Source organism: Leclercia sp. 1548, assembly GCF_050435045.1.
Classification (GTDB): Bacteria; Pseudomonadota; Gammaproteobacteria; order Enterobacterales; family Enterobacteriaceae; genus Enterobacter; species Enterobacter adecarboxylatus.
In genome coordinates this window covers 374489-390792 of record NZ_JBNDJP010000003.1, presented here as the reverse complement: position 1 = coordinate 390792, position 16304 = coordinate 374489, and the positions used below count along the sequence as shown (strand labels likewise).

The 16304-nt window shown below is 50.2% G+C and carries 10 protein-coding genes; 2 read left to right on the top strand and 8 right to left on the bottom strand.

What is annotated here, in order from left to right; genetic code table 11:
* Window positions 1–8: 8 nt before the first annotated feature.
* From ABIE02_RS11350 to hsdR, 3 genes are all read right to left on the bottom strand, one after another.
* A complete protein-coding gene (locus ABIE02_RS11350) occupies window positions 9–1769 on the bottom strand; it encodes a restriction endonuclease subunit S (RefSeq protein ID WP_336994923.1) in 1761 nt (586 codons plus the stop codon).
* Complete coding sequence (locus tag ABIE02_RS11345) at window positions 1769–3241, bottom strand: N-6 DNA methylase (protein WP_336994922.1); 1473 nt, start codon at window positions 3239–3241, stop codon at window positions 1769–1771. The genes ABIE02_RS11350 and ABIE02_RS11345 overlap by 1 nt, the downstream gene beginning before the upstream one ends.
* A 74-nt stretch (window positions 3242–3315) precedes the next feature.
* Window positions 3316–5751, bottom strand: coding sequence for an EcoAI/FtnUII family type I restriction enzme subunit R (hsdR, locus tag ABIE02_RS11340; protein WP_336994921.1), 2436 nt, complete (start codon window positions 5749–5751; stop codon window positions 3316–3318).
* Window positions 5752–6132: 381 nt separating this feature from the next.
* Here hsdR and ABIE02_RS11335 point away from each other — a divergent pair, with 381 nt between their 5' ends.
* Entirely contained in the window at window positions 6133–9651 is a 3519-nt protein-coding gene (locus ABIE02_RS11335; protein ID WP_336994920.1) for an AAA domain-containing protein, read from the top strand.
* A gap of 134 nt (window positions 9652–9785) precedes the next feature.
* Here ABIE02_RS11335 and ABIE02_RS11330 read toward each other — a convergent pair whose 3' ends face one another.
* Together ABIE02_RS11330 and ABIE02_RS11325 are read right to left on the bottom strand one after the other, a co-directional pair.
* Window positions 9786–10373, bottom strand: a complete 588-nt coding sequence (locus ABIE02_RS11330; protein ID WP_336994919.1) for a class I SAM-dependent methyltransferase — start codon at window positions 10371–10373, stop codon at window positions 9786–9788.
* Complete coding sequence (locus ABIE02_RS11325; RefSeq protein ID WP_336994918.1) at window positions 10373–11386, bottom strand: HNH endonuclease; 1014 nt, start codon at window positions 11384–11386, stop codon at window positions 10373–10375. The genes ABIE02_RS11330 and ABIE02_RS11325 overlap by 1 nt, the downstream gene beginning before the upstream one ends.
* Before the next feature lie 494 nt (window positions 11387–11880).
* Here ABIE02_RS11325 and ABIE02_RS11320 point away from each other — a divergent pair, with 494 nt between their 5' ends.
* On the top strand, window positions 11881–13551 hold the full coding sequence (locus ABIE02_RS11320) for a DnaJ-like cysteine-rich domain-containing protein (RefSeq protein ID WP_336994917.1): 1671 nt from the start codon (window positions 11881–11883) through the stop codon (window positions 13549–13551).
* A gap of 89 nt (window positions 13552–13640) precedes the next feature.
* Here the strand turns inward: ABIE02_RS11320 and ABIE02_RS11315 are convergent, their stop codons facing one another.
* From ABIE02_RS11315 to gabT, 3 genes are all read right to left on the bottom strand, one after another.
* Window positions 13641–13973, bottom strand: coding sequence for a SymE family type I addiction module toxin (locus ABIE02_RS11315; protein ID WP_032616295.1), 333 nt, complete (start codon window positions 13971–13973; stop codon window positions 13641–13643).
* 312 nt (window positions 13974–14285) lie between these two features.
* On the bottom strand, window positions 14286–14969 hold the full coding sequence (gene csiR / locus ABIE02_RS11310; RefSeq protein ID WP_103792636.1) for a DNA-binding transcriptional regulator CsiR: 684 nt from the start codon (window positions 14967–14969) through the stop codon (window positions 14286–14288).
* 45 nt (window positions 14970–15014) lie between these two features.
* The gene (gene gabT / locus ABIE02_RS11305; RefSeq protein WP_077226565.1) at window positions 15015–16298 is read right to left on the bottom strand and encodes a 4-aminobutyrate--2-oxoglutarate transaminase; all 1284 of its coding nucleotides are present in this window, start codon (window positions 16296–16298) and stop codon (window positions 15015–15017) included.
* Window positions 16299–16304: the final 6 nt, after the last annotated feature.

Genomic DNA, 16304 nt, shown 5'->3' with positions numbered 1-16304 from the left:
TCTGTTCCTTAGCTTAGGGCTGCATCTGTGAGAGCGTCTGCGAGATGGAGTTGCGTCTGCTGGGCAGATTGCAGACGGGATTTGAGGGTGTCGCAAACATTCAGAAGTGATATGTATTGATCTAAAATCCTTCTTGTCTCACTAATTGGAGGTAATGCAATAAAACATCCGCGAAGCTGAGTTTTATTTATTGACGCCAAGTTTGTTGTTTGCTTGCTAGCGCCCGCGAAATAATCTCGTGATACAGACGAATTCATAAATGTCTCAAGCCATTTAACGTTCAGCTCATTAACGAGAGGTCTAGCCTTAAAAACATGATTTTGGTTAGCTACATAAAATGTGGCATCAGTCCAAACAGCAGTTCTGCCAACGGTATCCCAATCACCGCCTTCTGTTATTAACAAGTCACCTTTTTGAACATGATATTTATCTTTTTCCTCAACGGGAATTTCAATGCTTTTAATATCTGATAGTTGAAGATAACCTCTTTGTACATTTGCTACGCGGAGATATGGGACTGATATAAGCGTTCGCCCTGCAAGATTTCTACCCTTGGTTATTCCACTTTGAATATCTACAACATCTTCAAAGCGACACCACTCCCACCCAACCGGCAATGCAAAAGGTTTTTCTTCATCACTCACTGGCGGCAAAGGTTTTTGCTTTTTAATTTTGCCTTCTTTTACCAGTTGTGCTTTTTCCTGCTCAATACGTTTAAGCAGTTCAGAAGCAGGTTCGTCGCTTGGATCTTGCGGCACAAGTTTACCCATTACAGCCAGTTGCAGTATGGTTTGCTTCAGCGCATCTATACTCGCTTCGGTGGTGAATAGCGTGTCGAAAGGCAGGCTGATTCGCTCCCAGTTTTCGGCGAGTTCTTCGGTATTTTGGCTATCGGTCAGCGTTGTCAGCAGAGTTTCTACCAGTTGCTGATGGGCATCCAGACTGGTCAGCGATTCCTCTTCCAAGTATTCGCAGAGGGACATGAGCTCGTCAACCTTGCAGATAATTCGATTTTGTTCAGCTTTTGGTGGAAGAGCAAATACTGTGGCAATAAGTTTTTCTCTCGATATATTCGGCTGAGCTCCACCAGCCCCCATCCCAATGAAAATTCTCTTGTAAGCTTTTAAAAGGGTTAACAAATATATATTTGAAATTCCACTATATGGGGTGCAAGCACATACTGCTTGATTAGTCGTACCACGAACATTTAAGATTGATGTCTTACCAATTGTTGCCCCATACATCGCAATTAACACGTCCCCGACTTTATTTTCACGAAGTGAACACTCCTGCAAGGCAAATTCTGTGATTTTCTCCTCTGAATCCGAAATAAAATCCGATGAGAGCTCCCCTGATTTAAACCAAGGAATATCACCATTATAATATTTTGAATTAGAGCGACTTGGCGTGGCTCCGGCCCCCCAATCACCTATATCATTTAAATAACACCATTCCCATCCATCAGGTAAATCAAAGGGGGTATTGGTTATTTCAATTTTTCCAAGAGCTTTAGGTTTCCTAATCACTTTACTCTTAACTAATTCATCTCTTTCTTTCGCAATACGCTTTAACAACTCACACGCCGGTTCATCATTCGAGTCCTGCGGCACCAGTTTGCCGCGCACTGCCAGTTCCAGAATCAGCTCACGCAGTTTCTTAATGCCATAGAGGTCGATTTTGCCGTTGCTGCCGCGCCCGGCGGTAGAGCGGGTTTGCAGGGCAGAGGACCAGATATCGATATTGTCGGTAATCAGCTTCTCAACGGTCATCAGTTCGCCCCCTTGTTGCCCGCCAGTGCGGCACCAAGAATATCGCGTAGCTGGTTACGCAGCTCGCTGATTTCCGCTTGCTGAGTCTGGTACTGCGCCAGCAATTCGTCCGGGTCGTGGCTGATGGTTTGGCCCTGGTACGGGTTTTTGATATCGAGGTTAAAGTTGCGGGCGATGATGTCGCCAATGCTCACTTTCCACGCCTGGTTGTTCTCTTCGCGGCTGGCAAAACCATCGGCTTCGCTGCCCCACCAGTCGATTTCAGTCTGGAACTCTTCAAACTTCATCGGCTTGGTTTTACTGTAGTTCTTCACGCCGTCCGGGTACGGATGCTCGTAGAACCAGACGTCTTTGGTTGGCTGACCTTTGGTGAAGAACAGGATATTGGTTTTGATGCCGGTGTACGGGTTAAACACGCCGTTCGGCAACCGCACGATGGTGTGCAGGTTGCACTCTTCGGTGAGCAGTTTTTTGATTTTAGTTTTTACGCCTTCGCCAAACAGCGTGCCGTCCGGTAACACCACCGCCGCACGGCCTTTGTCTGCCAGCACTTCGATAATCAGTTGCAGGAACAGATCGGCGGTTTCACGGGTCTGCATCTCTGCCGGGAAGTTCTTCTCAATGCCGTCTTCTTCGGTGCCGCCGAACGGTGGGTTGGTAACAATTACATCGACCTGCTCATCCCAGGAAGAGAGCGGTTTATTCAGCGTGTTGTCGTGACGGATTTGCACCGGCACTTCAATGCCGTGCAGCAACATATTGGTGGTACACAGCAGGTGCGGGAGTTGTTTTTTCTCTACGCCGTGGATCTGCTGTTGTAGAGTTTTGTGGTCTTCAGTCGTTTTGACGTATTGCTCTTTGACATGGTCGAACGCGCAGGCGAGGAAGCCCCCGGTTCCACATGCCGGGTCCATAATCGACTCGCCTAGTTTCGGATCAATACGGTTGACCATAAAGCGCGTCACTGCACGCGGGGTATAGAACTCACCTGCATTACCGGCACTTTGCAGGTCGCGCAGGATCTGTTCGTAAATATCGCCAAACAGATGACGTTCAGAGCTGCTGCTGAAGTCGATTTCGTTGAGCTTGTTGATCACCTGGCGCAGTAACGTGCCGTTTTTCATATAGTTGTAGGCATCGCTAAACGCCTGTTTGACCACAAAACCACGCGGATTTTTGTCGATTGGCGCGGTGAGGTTTTTCAGCGTTGGGAACAGGTCGTCATTCACAAACTCCAGTAATTCATCACCGGTAATGCCTTCGCTGTTTGCCGCCCAGGTGCGCCACAGGTAACGTTTAGGGATTGGCAACTGGTAGTCGTCTTGTTCCAGTTCCAGTTCTTCTTCCTGAGTGTCAAAAATTTTCAGGAACAGCAGCCATGAAAGCTGCCCGAGACGCTGGGCATCACCGTCCACGCCTGCGTCTTTACGCATAATGTCCTGAAGGGATTTAATGACTGAGCTAATCGACATGTTTTCTTTCCATACTTAAAAAAGGATGCCACCGGGGGCCAAAGCGCCAGGTGGCAGAATAGGGGGTTTGGTTATCAGGCTGAGCGTGGTGGTAACTGGTAAATTTCGCTTTCCAGTTCGTTCACGGCATCTTCATAGGCCTGTTTGCTACCAAAGCTACTTTTGATGATTTCCAGCGGACGACCGAGCGAGTCGAACGGTTTTAGCTTCAACACCTGGATGTCCTCGATTTCCTGCACACCTTCGTCGGCGTATTTATCCAGAAGCGTGTTTAACACGTTCTGCGCTAGCTCTGAGTATTTAGTGAAATAGTTACGCTTGCGAACGTTATCTACACGCTCTTTCCGCGTCAGCGGCGGCTGGCCGTAAACCACATGGCATAATAGATCGAACGGGTCGAGATCTTTGCCCACTTCTTCGGCCAGCACATCCCAAAGCACACCGAGCTGCTCCAGCTCATCAATGATGAGCTGTTTGCGGTCCGCAGAGTGCCACTTACGGATGAAGTCATCAAGCGATGCGTAATCTTTATCTTTAAGCAGCGTCTTGCGGGTGTAATCCTGGAAAGATTCAGTGACCAGCTTGCCGTCGGCATCGTAATACTGTACGCGTTTTGCCAGGACTTTTACGCTGACACCGTTGACGTGAAACTTACGAACTTTGTTTTCATCGTCTTCTTCAAAAGCCCCATTCCCTTTGCCCGAGGTTGGGTCATAGGTTGCAGGTGTCTCTGCAACCCCATTAACCCAATCAGATGGCTCCAGCTCTGGGACTTCGTCTTCAAGTTGGTCGTCGAAATCTGAATCAGGATCGGTAATTTCTTGCGGCGTGGTGCGTATCACTTTTTCTGGCACACCATCAAAGCGTTCATCAGCGAACAATTCGGTGGCTTTTTTAAAGTCGAGAATGGTGAACCAGAGTTTGCCGAACTTCTCATTGATGCGCGTGCCGCGCCCGATGATTTGCTTAAATTTGGTCATCGACTGAATGTTCTGGTCCAGCACCACCAGTTTGCAGGTCTGCGCATCCACACCGGTACTCATCAATTCTGAGGTGGTTGCTATCACAGGATAGGCTTTCTTTGGGTTGATAAAGTTATCCAGTTGCCCTTTGCCGATATCGTCGTCGCCGGTGATTTTCATCACGTACTTTTCGTTCTTTTTTACCTGCTCTGGGTTGAGATTGATCAGTGCCCGGCGCATACGATCGGCGTGATCGATGTCGTTACAGAAAACGATGGTTTTATCCATAGGGTTGGTGCGCTTGAGATAATCCGTGATGGTCTGTGCCACCAGCCAGGTACGTTCATCAATGACCATCGTGCGATCAAAATCTTTCTGGTTATAAATACGGTCCTCAATCAGTTCACCGTGTTTATCAACCTGTCCTTTGGTTGGACGCCAACCCTGTAAGTCGACATCGATATCTACCCGCACCACTTTGTAGGGTGCGAGGAAACCATCTTCGATGCCTTCTTTGAGCGAGTAGGTGTAAACCGGCTCGCCAAAGTAATCGGTGCTGGAGACTTCTTCGGTTTCTTTTGGTGTGGCTGTCAGGCCAATTTGCGTGGCACTGCTAAAGTATTCGAGGATTTCACGCCATGCGCTGTCTTCTGACGCGCTACCGCGATGGCATTCGTCGATAACAATCAGATCGAAGAAATCAGGGGCAACTTGTTTAAACGCTTTTTGATGTTCTTCCGGACCGGTAATGGCTTGGTAGAGGGCCAGTTGGATTTCATAGGCCGGATCAATCGTTCTGCCAGCCACTTTAGCCATTGCGCTGCCAAAGGGCACGAAGTCATTAGTTTTGGTTTGATCAACAAGGATATTGCGGTCAGCAAGAAACAGGATGCGTTGTTTATTTTTTGCTTTCCATAGACGCCAGATAATCTGGAATGCGGTGTAGGTTTTTCCGGTTCCTGTCGCCATGACGAGTAACAGACGCTTTTGCCCCGCAGAAACAGCTTCGACCGTTTTGTTAATCGCCTGAAGCTGATAGTAACGGGGGGATTTACCGGTGCTGTCGTCGTGATAATCCTGACTGATGACAGGCAATTGTTCGGCGGTGAAACCTTTCCAGACGCAGTATTTATTCCACATCTGTTCCGGGGTTGGGAAATCGTTCAGTGTGATTTCAGATTCAAGCTGTGCGGGATTCGTTTTGTCGTGGAAGACAAAACCATCACCATTTGAAGCAAAGACAAAAGGCACGTCGAGTAGGCGAGCGTAGTCCAGACCCTGCTGCATACCCTTGCCGATCTCATGCTTATTGGCTTTCGCCTCTATGACTGCAAGCGGTAATCCCGGTTTGTGGTAAAGCACAATGTCCGCTGATTTCACTGTCAGACGTGCTGCCAGCTTGCCGCGCACCACCACTTTACCATCGCGGAGTTTCACTTCCTGGCGGATCTGCGACATCACATCCCAGCCCGCGTCTTTAACCGCTGGCAGGATGTATTTGGTGATGATGTCTGTTTCAGTCAGATGAGTTTTGTTTACGCCAGCCATAACAGAACACTCCACGATATTGGTTTAGCTCTGATTTTACACAGATTAGTGCGATGCGTAATGACCTGAAACGATGTTTTATACAGCAATTGAAAAATCTTTATTCGTCCGGAAACACGTCACGTTCTCCGAGATCATTTCTCGGATAGCATGATCGGATCCTGTGATGAACATATAGTGCTATTGGCAGTATCTGACATGCCCCCAGTATTCGACATAACCGCCAGCTAGTAATGGAGTGCCTGGATTTTCCGTGGCTATTCATTCCCATTCAAAGGCTAAACAAATTATTGCGATCGTGCTCGTATCGTGGACAATGCTTAACCATATGTTTTTTATATCAACAAAATCAATAGTTTTAATTAAGTCATGGGATGAGCAATGGACAGAAACACTCAGGGTTTTGCGTCATATTGGCGCAATTCCTTAGCAGATGCCGAGTCTGGCAAAGGGGCATTTGAGCGCAGAGATACGGATACATTTACCCAATGGATGAATATCTCAGCGGGACGATTGGATGAGGAAATTGTCAGCGCATTTTTTGAGGGAGAAGTCGATACGGTGAAAACCGTTGAAGTGATCTTACGCCCCGAAGCATGGATCCGTCTGATACAGCATGGCAAAGAGCGAATGGCTGGTGCACCGGGTATCGTCACTCCGTTAGTGACTTCTGCACTACTGAATCGTGAAGGATTTTTATTCCCTACGGGGGAGACCACCATTCCTCGTGATCTGCTCGAGCCTCTCCCCAAAGGCACCTTCTCAATTGGCGAGATGGCGCAATATGACAAATATAAAACCACGCATAATTCGACTACCTTTGGTGAAGATGACGAACAGCAACGCAGTGAGGAAAATGACGAGCAGCGAGCTGAACGTTTTGAAAAACATCAGCTGCAGTGGCAGAAGTATCTGACTGACTCAAAGAATCTCCTGAAGAGCGTTGCCGAGGCATGGCTCTCTACCCACGAGCAATACGAACCGGCTGGATATGGTTATGTTATCAGAGCGAACCAACCCGGAGGGGCCAGTATCCATATCCTGCGCATGTACGATCATCTGCTGTCGTGCAAAAAAGAGGTTCCATTACTAACGCGCTTTGCTTCGACTGAAATGCCATCTGTAGAACCCCTCCTTGCCGCCAATGCCATGTTCTGCGAGCGTCTCGGGCATTCCGGAGATGAGTTCCCTCTGGCAATGGCGCAGCGAGATGCCCTAAGCCATTACCTTACCCAGCAATCGAGCGATATCCTCGCGGTTAATGGCCCACCGGGAACCGGAAAAACCACTCTGGTTCTCTCTATCATTGCCACTGAATGGGCAAGAGCCGCCCTCAATAAATCCGAGCCGCCAGTGGTGATCGCCGCATCAACTAACAATCAGGCTGTGACCAACATCATTGAAGCGTTTGGTAAGGATTTTTCCACAGGCACTGGAGCAATGGCTGGGCGCTGGTTGCCTGGACTGAAAAGCTATGGCGCTTACTTCCCGTCTTCGGGTCGTAAGGCCGAAGCCGCGAAAAAGTACCAGACTGATGATTTTTTCAACCGTGTTGAATCTCTGGAATACGTTGAGGAGGCACAGGTCTTCTACCTGGAGAAGGCAAGGGCGGCGTTCCCATCGTCGGATTGCAGCTCTCCCGAACGCGTAGTGGATCTTCTACACAAATGCTTAATCGAGCACTCCGAGCAGCTTAAGAAAATCAAGCCAGCATGGGATAGCCTGAACCGTATTCGTGAGGAACGGGCCGCAATCAGCGAAGATCTCGATCATTATATTCAGGACAAAAGTGCGTCACTGCTCGGCAGCACGAATGAAATCGCATTTTTGAACCAAGGCAAAAAACAGTGGCAGCAATATCGTGCGGGCGAGTCGATGGTGTATGCGTTTTTCTCCTGGCTCCCCGCAGTCCGTGCAAAACGCCACTACCAAATTAACCTCTTCCTGGACGAGACGTTTGGCACAAGAATGGCAACATACCGGGGTACCGTACCTGAAGGTATCGACGCGTATATCGACGGCCTTGTTGCCCAGGCGCAAACAGAACGGGATGGATATCAGCAGCAAATCGATCTTGCTCAAGAGGTTTCCCGGCGCGAAAGTGAGGCTACTCAATATTGGCATGAACTGACCCAGTCATTAGGGCATACGAGCGAAGAGGAACTGAGCCTGGCTGAAGCTGATGAGCTTGCCGATATGAAGATTCGATTCTCGGCATTCCTTTTGGCGACACATTACTGGGAAGGTCGTTGGCTGATGGATATGGCGGCGATTGATAATCTTCAAAAAGAAAAAGGCCGCAACGGTGCTAAAACTGTTAAGGCCCGCTGGCAGCGCAGGATGAAGCTCACACCTTGTGTTGTGATGACCTGCTACATGCTACCTCACCATATGAAAACCAGTGAATTTGCAGGAAAGGGCAAGCCATTTGATAAAAGCTATTTTTATAATCTTGCCGATCTGTTGATAGTCGATGAAGCCGGGCAGGTACTTCCCGAAGTGGCCGCAGCCTCTTTCGCACTAGCGAAGAAAGCGTTAGTGATTGGGGACACAGAACAGATCGCGCCCATCTGGAACAGTTTACCCAGCATTGATATCGGTAATATGGTGGAGGAGAGCATTCTCCCCGGCGGTACCCAGGAAGAGCTTACGGATGCGTATGCACTGGTGTGTGATTCCGGAAAAAGTGCAGCGTCGGGCAGCGTAATGAAGATTGCCCAGTTTAATTCTCGCTATCACTACGATCCGGATTTAGCCCGTGGGATGTATCTGTACGAACACCGTCGCTGCTTCGATAATATTATCGGATACTGCAATACGCTGTGTTATCACGGCAAGTTACAACCAAAGCGGGGAATAGAAAATGAAACTCTTTTCCCTGCAATGGGTTATTTACATATTGATGGCAAAGGCATGCATGCAAACAGTGGGAGCCGCTATAACGCTTTTGAAGCAGAGACAATAGCGGCCTGGCTCACGGCTCATAAAGAAGAAATCGAACGTCATTACGACAAACCGTTACATAAAGTGGTTGGAGTCGTGACGCCATTTTCAGCGCAGGTCAACGCTATCAAAGTCGCATTACGCAAGCTCGGCATTAACTGTAGCGGTGATGAGGATTCGCTAACAATTGGTACAGTGCACTCGCTGCAGGGGGCAGAAAGAGCGATCGTGCTCTTCTCCCCGGTCTATTCGAAACATGAAGATGGTGGGTTTATCGACAGCGACAGTAGCATGTTAAACGTTGCCGTATCCCGCGCTAAAGATAGCTTCCTGGTCTTTGGTGATATGGACTTGTTTGAGATCCAGCCAGGCTCTTCGCCACGTGGATTGCTGGCAAAATACCTCTTTGCTTCCACCAGCAATGCATTGCAGTTTGAGTTTCAGAAGCGCAAAGACTTAAGCGCAGCACAAACGCAGATCTCAACTTTGCACGGTGTGGAACAGCATGATGCGTTTCTGAACCATACTTTTGGCACTATCGGAAAGAACATAACTATTGTTTCTCCGTGGTTAGCCTGGAAAAAACTGGAACAAACCGGTTTTCTGGATTCAATGATCCAGGCCCGCTCGCGCGGCATTGATATCACAGTTGTAACGGATAGAAATTTCAATATCGAACATACCGATTATCAAAAGCGTAAAGAAAAGCAGCAGAGTCTTAACGAAGCTGTGGAAAAGCTAACTGAAATAGGCATCACTGCGAAACTGGTCAATCGCGTTCACAGTAAAATTGTGATTGGCGATGACGGGTTATTGTGTGTGGGTTCGTTTAACTGGTTTAGCGCTGCGAGAGAGGATAAGTATCAACGATACGATACGTCGATGGTATACCGTGGCGAAAGCTTAAAAGGCGAAATACAAACGATATATACAAGTTTGGAGCAGCGACAGCTATAAACGGGGAGTCTGTTTTTTAGTTCAGACCTGATCTGGCAGTTATCGGTTATTGCTAAAGATGGCTGTCAGATTATATCTGGCTAATATTTTTCATATATTGTGAAACTGGAACCAAAAGCTTTTATTAAACAATTTTAATTACAGTCCTTTTTCCTCAATATCCCATTAACCCAAATCTCCTTCCTGTCCGGGCGCTTATCTTGTGTCAGCCAAACTTCACCAACCTCCATCGCAGTTAAAGAGCTTACTAACGTGTTCAAATCATCCTCATCCATATCCGTAAACCTCCTCCCATCCACCTCCCGTTCCCCATCCCCATACTTAAACGACACATACCAAACTCCACCAGGCTTAAGCGCATCCGCCAACCTCCGCATCACCCCCGGTAACTCCACCGCCGGAACATGCAACAACGAAGCACAGCACCAAATCCCGTCAAACTCTTCCTTCCAGTCTACCTCCGCAAAGGACATCACCTTCACAGAAAACCCGGTATGCTCCCGCGCCAGCTCAACCATCGCAGGGGACGCATCAAACGCCTCTACCTGATAACCCATCTCCTGAAACGCCTTTGCATCGCGTCCTGAACCGCATCCCGCATCCAGCACCCGCGCCCCAGGTGCAAGATGTTGGGTAAAGGTCTCGTAGAGCGAGGACATATCGACATTCACCGTCCCGTCGAAGAAGGTTTGCGCATTGTCCTGATAATATTTAAGCGTCATTAGAATGTGGCCTCGCCTTCGGCTTTCGGTTCCCAGGTATGGAATAGCCTCACTTTGGCAGCGTTCCAGTTATTTTCAAGAAAGTTTTTCCGCGCGGCGGGCTGGTTTCCGGTCTGTTGGACAATGGTTTCATGCAGCGGAAGTTTGCTCTGAATAAAATACTCGTTACGGGCATTTAACCGTTGCAGGAGTGTACGACCAGGCAGGCGCGCGAACTTCCCTTCAGCACCACGATTACAGCACTGGCAGGCCAGCACCAGGTTCCACACACCATTAATATTGGCAACCTTATCGCGGGCTACCCACGGAATAAAGTGGTCAACATCTGCCAACTCAGGATCGCCTGGCGTCAGGCTGATGGGTTTGAAGCAGTAGAAGCAGCGTCCTTTCTGGTAGCCGTTTAAACTGTCGCGACAGCTGGTGATATTCACCCGGCGCGCATTTACATGACTAAACAGCAGCTGGTTATCCTCGTCAAACTCAACGCCAACAAGGTTGCGGGACACGCCCATCGCCCAGGCCTGTTCGACCAGATTCCAGCGCGCAGTGGTCTCAAAAGCCAGGTTCTGATATTGCTGTCGCTCCCCCAGATGATAGAAGTTATCCGTCAGGCGGATGCCGTTATGGGTCTTGCGCTCATCGATGAAAAAGCGTTTTTCGATCTCGCCGCCATTCACATTGTGAAAGGCATCAATCACGTTGGCAAAACCACGCCGCACCGTGGTCTCAATCAGCTGGTTATGAGAAACCTCTTCGTTATTAAACTGCGCGCAGGTTTCCAGAAACTGGCTGCGGCTCGAGGTGATCTGCTTCGGAGCATGTTTCAGATGTTCGCAAAGATGGCGGCTGAACGGCACGGCGAGTTCGTCGAGGGTGATGATGTCGCTGCCTGTCTTATCGATCTCATACAGGGCATGGGCAAGCGCGAACTTGTAAGATGCGACGTTCTTTCCAAAAAGAATCACCCCGCGCCAGTAGTTCTCCAGCGTAGGGTCAGCCTGGTAAAATTCCATCAATGAAATCCTGTTACGGTGGGGGAGGTAGCGAACTACCGAAACCTGTAACAGGATCACATAACAAATGAAAGGTGATGTAAACCGTGAATCAATGGATTTGATGAATTTGTGATCGGTTGCAATTGAAAAGTAGTACGCTGATTGACTGACATCACTCAATGGCGACCATCGGCGCTTTCAGGAGCGTCATAATCATGTAGCCCTATATCATCTTCACTCCGACAGCCGATTCCGTGCTAAATAACCGAAGTAGTCAGGAATCAATAATAACATTGAACTTACGAGGCGTTTTTAGCCCATCCAAACACTCCCCTAAATAAAAATATTAACCATCAACGCTAAACAAATAATTCCCTTAGGTGCATACATTACATTCTATATACGCAAAACCCCCCGCATTTACCCCCCCAAACTCCGTTTATTAGTAGTTGCCTAACCCATGCAAAGCCATATCATTCTGCCGATAACAAATCTCAATTTAGGGAATGAAGATGAAAGACGCGTGGCTGGATACGTGCTCTACAACCATCCAGGACTTCGTGGAACGCTCTACGAGGCTACAGCCAGATAATCTTGATCTGGAATTGGTCGAAAAAATCGATTTTGACTACCAGATTAACCTAAGTCTGCATTTTCGTGTTGAGACGACAGACCACACTCAGGTGGGAAGAGTCAGCGCCGGGAACGGCACCCGCGTTTTTACCAGTACTTTCCAGTACGCCGAGGCTCTCCAGGCTGAAACCAGCGCTGTCTTATCCCGTGCAGAAACCCTTCGTGAAGCTCAGGCGCTGGTCCTTTCCCATCCTTACGGTGCACTTAAAAAAGATCACGAAATCTACTCCCATCCTACGCGCCTCTGTTTAACTGAAGACTGCACTAACTGTAATGGACGTGGGCAGGTCAATTGCTCCTGGTGCTATGGTACTGGTCGCGTGAGCTGCACCACCTGTGGGGGAAGTGGGCAGGTACTGGAACAGCGAAGCCATTTCGATCACTACACCAATCAGTACCGCACGGAGAGCCACTATCGGATGTGCTACACCTGCTCAGGCGGTAAGGTGAACTGCAACCACTGTAGCGGCTCGGGAAACCAGCGCTGTTCCCCCTGTGACGGAACAGGTGAAACAACCCGCATTACCCGGCTTTCCAGCGTTGCCGTGCCTAAATATCAGTTGATCTACCATCGTGAGGATGTGCCGACATTCATTAAAGATGGCCTCTACAAAGCGGGCATCCCGGAACTGGCGAGTTATGGTGCCGTTGAGCTGGCCGATGCCGGTATTGATGAGGGGTTGCGTAACGTTAATTTTATCTACAACGCCAGCGTCCCCTTCGCCAGGTTTACGAGTCAGCTGCGCCAGGCTCAGCTTGCTGAACAGCCTGTTAACTGGATTGTTTACGGGCGTCGTCCGCAGATACTGGATGCGGGACATGTCGTTGAGTTGATGTTAAAAAACGATCTCAATGAGCTTGTTTATCGAAGCACCAGAGGGAAGTTGCTGAATCCGCTTGTTGCGGCGTGTAGCCGTAAAACGGTGGCCACATTTATGGAATCGGAAGCCCATCAGGACATGCTGGATGCGAACCGCGCGGGTAAATCCGGGGAGATGCTCCGCGAAGCGATGAATCGTGGGGTCACTACGACCTATATTGATGAAGCCCTGACCAGCCTGAAAGCCATTACCCAGGCTGTGCAAAACTGGTCGGTGGTGAAGTGGGCAATCTTCAGCGCTGTCATCATCTATCTTTTTATGCCTCTGTATACTGCTTATGGCGACATCTGGATCAGCGACATTGCGACAGGACGGGTTTATCTTACGCCGTTCCTGCGCTGGGATAGTCAGCAGAATTTACTCGCTTCCCTGGAGGTACTGGCGCGTTACTGTGGCTTGTTTATTGTCATCGCTGCCGTTGTTATCTCGTTCCTGGGGTATTTATGGCGCAGGGGCTGGGTCCGCTGGCGAATGGGTCAGCATCTGTCTAAGTGGGCAGTTAACGAGAAGATTTTACGTAGCGGTTGGTTCAAGAGCCTTCTTCTGACCAGCCTGCTCACGACGTCCCTGTTACTGTTTTTCCCGATCTGGGTGACAAATGAGGGGGAACTCTTTGGGCAGTATTCCTTAATTGAATTACTTCGCTGGGTTGCTCAGTCCCTGAGATAATACGACCAGGGCTCCCGGTATTTTTCAGGGAGCCTTTCGCAACCAACAAAAAAGGCGCCCACCGGCGCCTTTCTCATTCCATCGCAATCTCAAGCTTTTCGAAGCTTCCCGGATATCACCCCAACAAAATCCATCACCTGCTGTTGCTTCTGGTCCGACAGTTGACTCACCTCACGCATCAGCGTCTCTAACTCTGGCTCTCCCTGTCGGGATGTCAGGATCATGCAACTTTTCATCACCTTCACATCCACTTTCGTTCCGGTGCTGAACCCGGCTTCATTGAGCCACAGGCCTTTCATGATAAACGCAGGAATGCGGGTATAATCTCCAAACCGCGTCGCATAACTCACGGTAAATACGCGGTCGGTAGATTCAAATACTTCTGGTTGCAGTGATTCTGCAATACAATCGATATCAGTCATGGTTACTATTCTCTTTCAATAGTGATTGTGATGAGCAATACGGGCATGTTGGCGCATGCCCGTATTGCGTTAAATAACACCTGTAAATCTACCCAGTAGATAAAAATAAGTCCAGATTAATATAAAACGTTATAAGCGCGTTTAGAGCGCTTTTAAAATATTAATAATGATGAATACAAATGAACTTTTTAATTAATTTATATGGCTTAACTGCAATAGGGGATATTAAAGGTTTCGTAATAAATATGCAGACATTGCAACTTAAAAAAGGCACTAAATGGATAGTGCCTGTTTTAGGGTACATTTTCCTCTTCAGGTCGCCAGGCCCACCCCCATTGCCCCCCTTATAATCGGAATCGGCGTCAACAAATGCTGATACATCAGCTCCCCCGCCTTATCCGCATCCCGCGCCAGCACGGCATCCAGCAGCCGCTGGTGCTCCCCATGCTTCTCCTCTAACATCGCCACCGACAACACCGTCTTCCGCAACCACACATACCGATACCGCGCCGCCAGATCGAACAATCTTTCCCGCATCTGCAACAAATACCGCGACCCACACCCGGCCACAATCGCCGTATGAAACGCCTGATGGCGCTGGTCCCACTCGTCCAGCATCATCTCGCTGGCGTCGCGGGATTCCAGCTTGTTCAGCAGATGCATCCGGGCGAGGAGGTCGGCTTCCCACTCTTCACCGCCGCGTTCAATGGCGAGGCGGACCAGCATCGCCTCCATATTGGCGCGGGCATCAAAGATATCGAGCAGCTCCTGTTCGGACATCGGGGCCACCCGGTAGCCTTTCTGGTTAATGACCGTGACCAGCCCCTCGGCAACCAGCTGCGACAGCGCTTCGCGCAGCGGGCCGACGCCCAGTTCATACCGGGAGGTCAGCAGGCTCATCCGCAGCTTCTCATCCGGGTGATACACGCCGCGGATAATGTCGTTCTTCAGCCAGCGGTAGCCGTCGATGGCCGTCGCCTGGGAAATAATGGTCATGGTCGTGCTCCTTGAATACGGCCCGGCTTGCACCGGGCGTAAAGATTAGTCCTGCTTCGCCTCGTCAAAACACGCGGCGATAATCGCCAGCCCCTGCTGGAGCTGTTCTTCCTCAACGGTGAGCGGCACCAGGATGCGCAGCACGTTGTGGTACGGGCCGCAGGAGAGCAGGATCAGCCCTTTATCCCGCGCACGCGCCACAATCTGCGCCGTCAGGGCGGCGTCCGGTTTATGGTGGTCGCCCGCTTCAAACAGCTCGATGGCGATCATCGCCCCCAGGCCGCGAACGTCGCCGATCTCAGGATGTTTTTCGGCGATAGCCAGCAGGCCTTCGCGCAAGGTATTGCCCAGTTTATTGGCTTTGCCCAGCAGATCTTCCTGCTCGAACACCTTCATCACCGCCAGCGCGGCGGCACAGGCGATCGGGCTACCGGCGTACGTGCCGCCCAGCCCGCCCGGGGCGATGGCGTCCATCACCTCGGCGCGTCCGGTGACGCCCGCCAGCGGGAAGCCACCAGCTATGGATTTAGCGAAGGTGGTGATATCCGCCGCCACGCCCATCTGCTCCATGGCGAAGAAGGTGCCGGTGCGGCCCGCGCCGCTCTGTACTTCATCGGCGATCAGCATGATGCCGTGCTCGTCGCACAGGTCGCGCAGGCGCTGCATAAAGGCAGGAGAGGTGGCGTAGAACCCGCCTTCACCCTGGACAGGCTCGATCACGATGGCGGCGATATCTTCCGGCGCGGCATCGTTCTTGAAGATGCGGTGGATGCTGGCGATGGCGTCGTCATCGCTGATGCCGTGCAGGGCGCACGGATACAACGCGCGATAGACGTGGCCCGGCATCAGCCCCATGCCTGCTGAGTAAGGGTTCACTTTCCCGGTCAGGGAGAGGGTGTAGTGGGTGCGGCCATGATAAGCCCCGGTAAAGGCGATGGTGCCGTTGCGCTTCGTCGCCGCGCGGGCAATTTTCACCGCGTTCTCCACGGCTTCGGAGCCGGTGGTCACCAGCAGGGTCTTTTTCGGGAAATCCCCCGGCACTTTCTGGTTCAGGGTTTCGCAAAGCTCCAGATAGGGTTCATAGGCCAGCACCTGGAAGCAGGTGTGCGACAGCTTTTTCAGCTGCTCTTCCACGGCGCTGACCACGTCAGGATGGAGATGCCCGGTGTTCAGCACCGCAATGCCCCCGGCGAAATCAAGATATTCACGGCCTTCGACATCCCACACCCGGCAGTTCTCGGCGCGGGCGGCAAAGATAGGGTGGATCTGCCCCACGCCACGGGGTACGGCATTGCTACGACGCTGCATTAACTCTTTGTTGGTGCTCATTGGATG

Bases quoted from the DNA above. Each gene is read 5' to 3' on its own strand.
- ABIE02_RS11350 (WP_336994923.1), bottom strand. From the start codon at position 1,769: ATGACCGTTGAGAAGCTGATTACCGACAATATCGATATCTGGTCCTCT.
- ABIE02_RS11345 (WP_336994922.1), bottom strand. From the start codon at position 3,241: ATGTCGATTAGCTCAGTCATTAAATCCCTTCAGGACATTATGCGTAAA.
- hsdR (WP_336994921.1), bottom strand. From the start codon at position 5,751: ATGGCTGGCGTAAACAAAACTCATCTGACTGAAACAGACATCATCACC.
- ABIE02_RS11335 (WP_336994920.1), top strand. From the start codon at position 6,133: ATGGACAGAAACACTCAGGGTTTTGCGTCATATTGGCGCAATTCCTTA.
- ABIE02_RS11330 (WP_336994919.1), bottom strand. From the start codon at position 10,373: ATGACGCTTAAATATTATCAGGACAATGCGCAAACCTTCTTCGACGGG.
- ABIE02_RS11325 (WP_336994918.1), bottom strand. From the start codon at position 11,386: ATGGAATTTTACCAGGCTGACCCTACGCTGGAGAACTACTGGCGCGGG.
- ABIE02_RS11320 (WP_336994917.1), top strand. From the start codon at position 11,881: ATGAAAGACGCGTGGCTGGATACGTGCTCTACAACCATCCAGGACTTC.
- ABIE02_RS11315 (WP_032616295.1), bottom strand. From the start codon at position 13,973: ATGACTGATATCGATTGTATTGCAGAATCACTGCAACCAGAAGTATTT.
- csiR (WP_103792636.1), bottom strand. From the start codon at position 14,969: ATGACCATTATTTCCCAGGCGACGGCCATCGACGGCTACCGCTGGCTG.
- gabT (WP_077226565.1), bottom strand. From the start codon at position 16,298: ATGAGCACCAACAAAGAGTTAATGCAGCGTCGTAGCAATGCCGTACCC.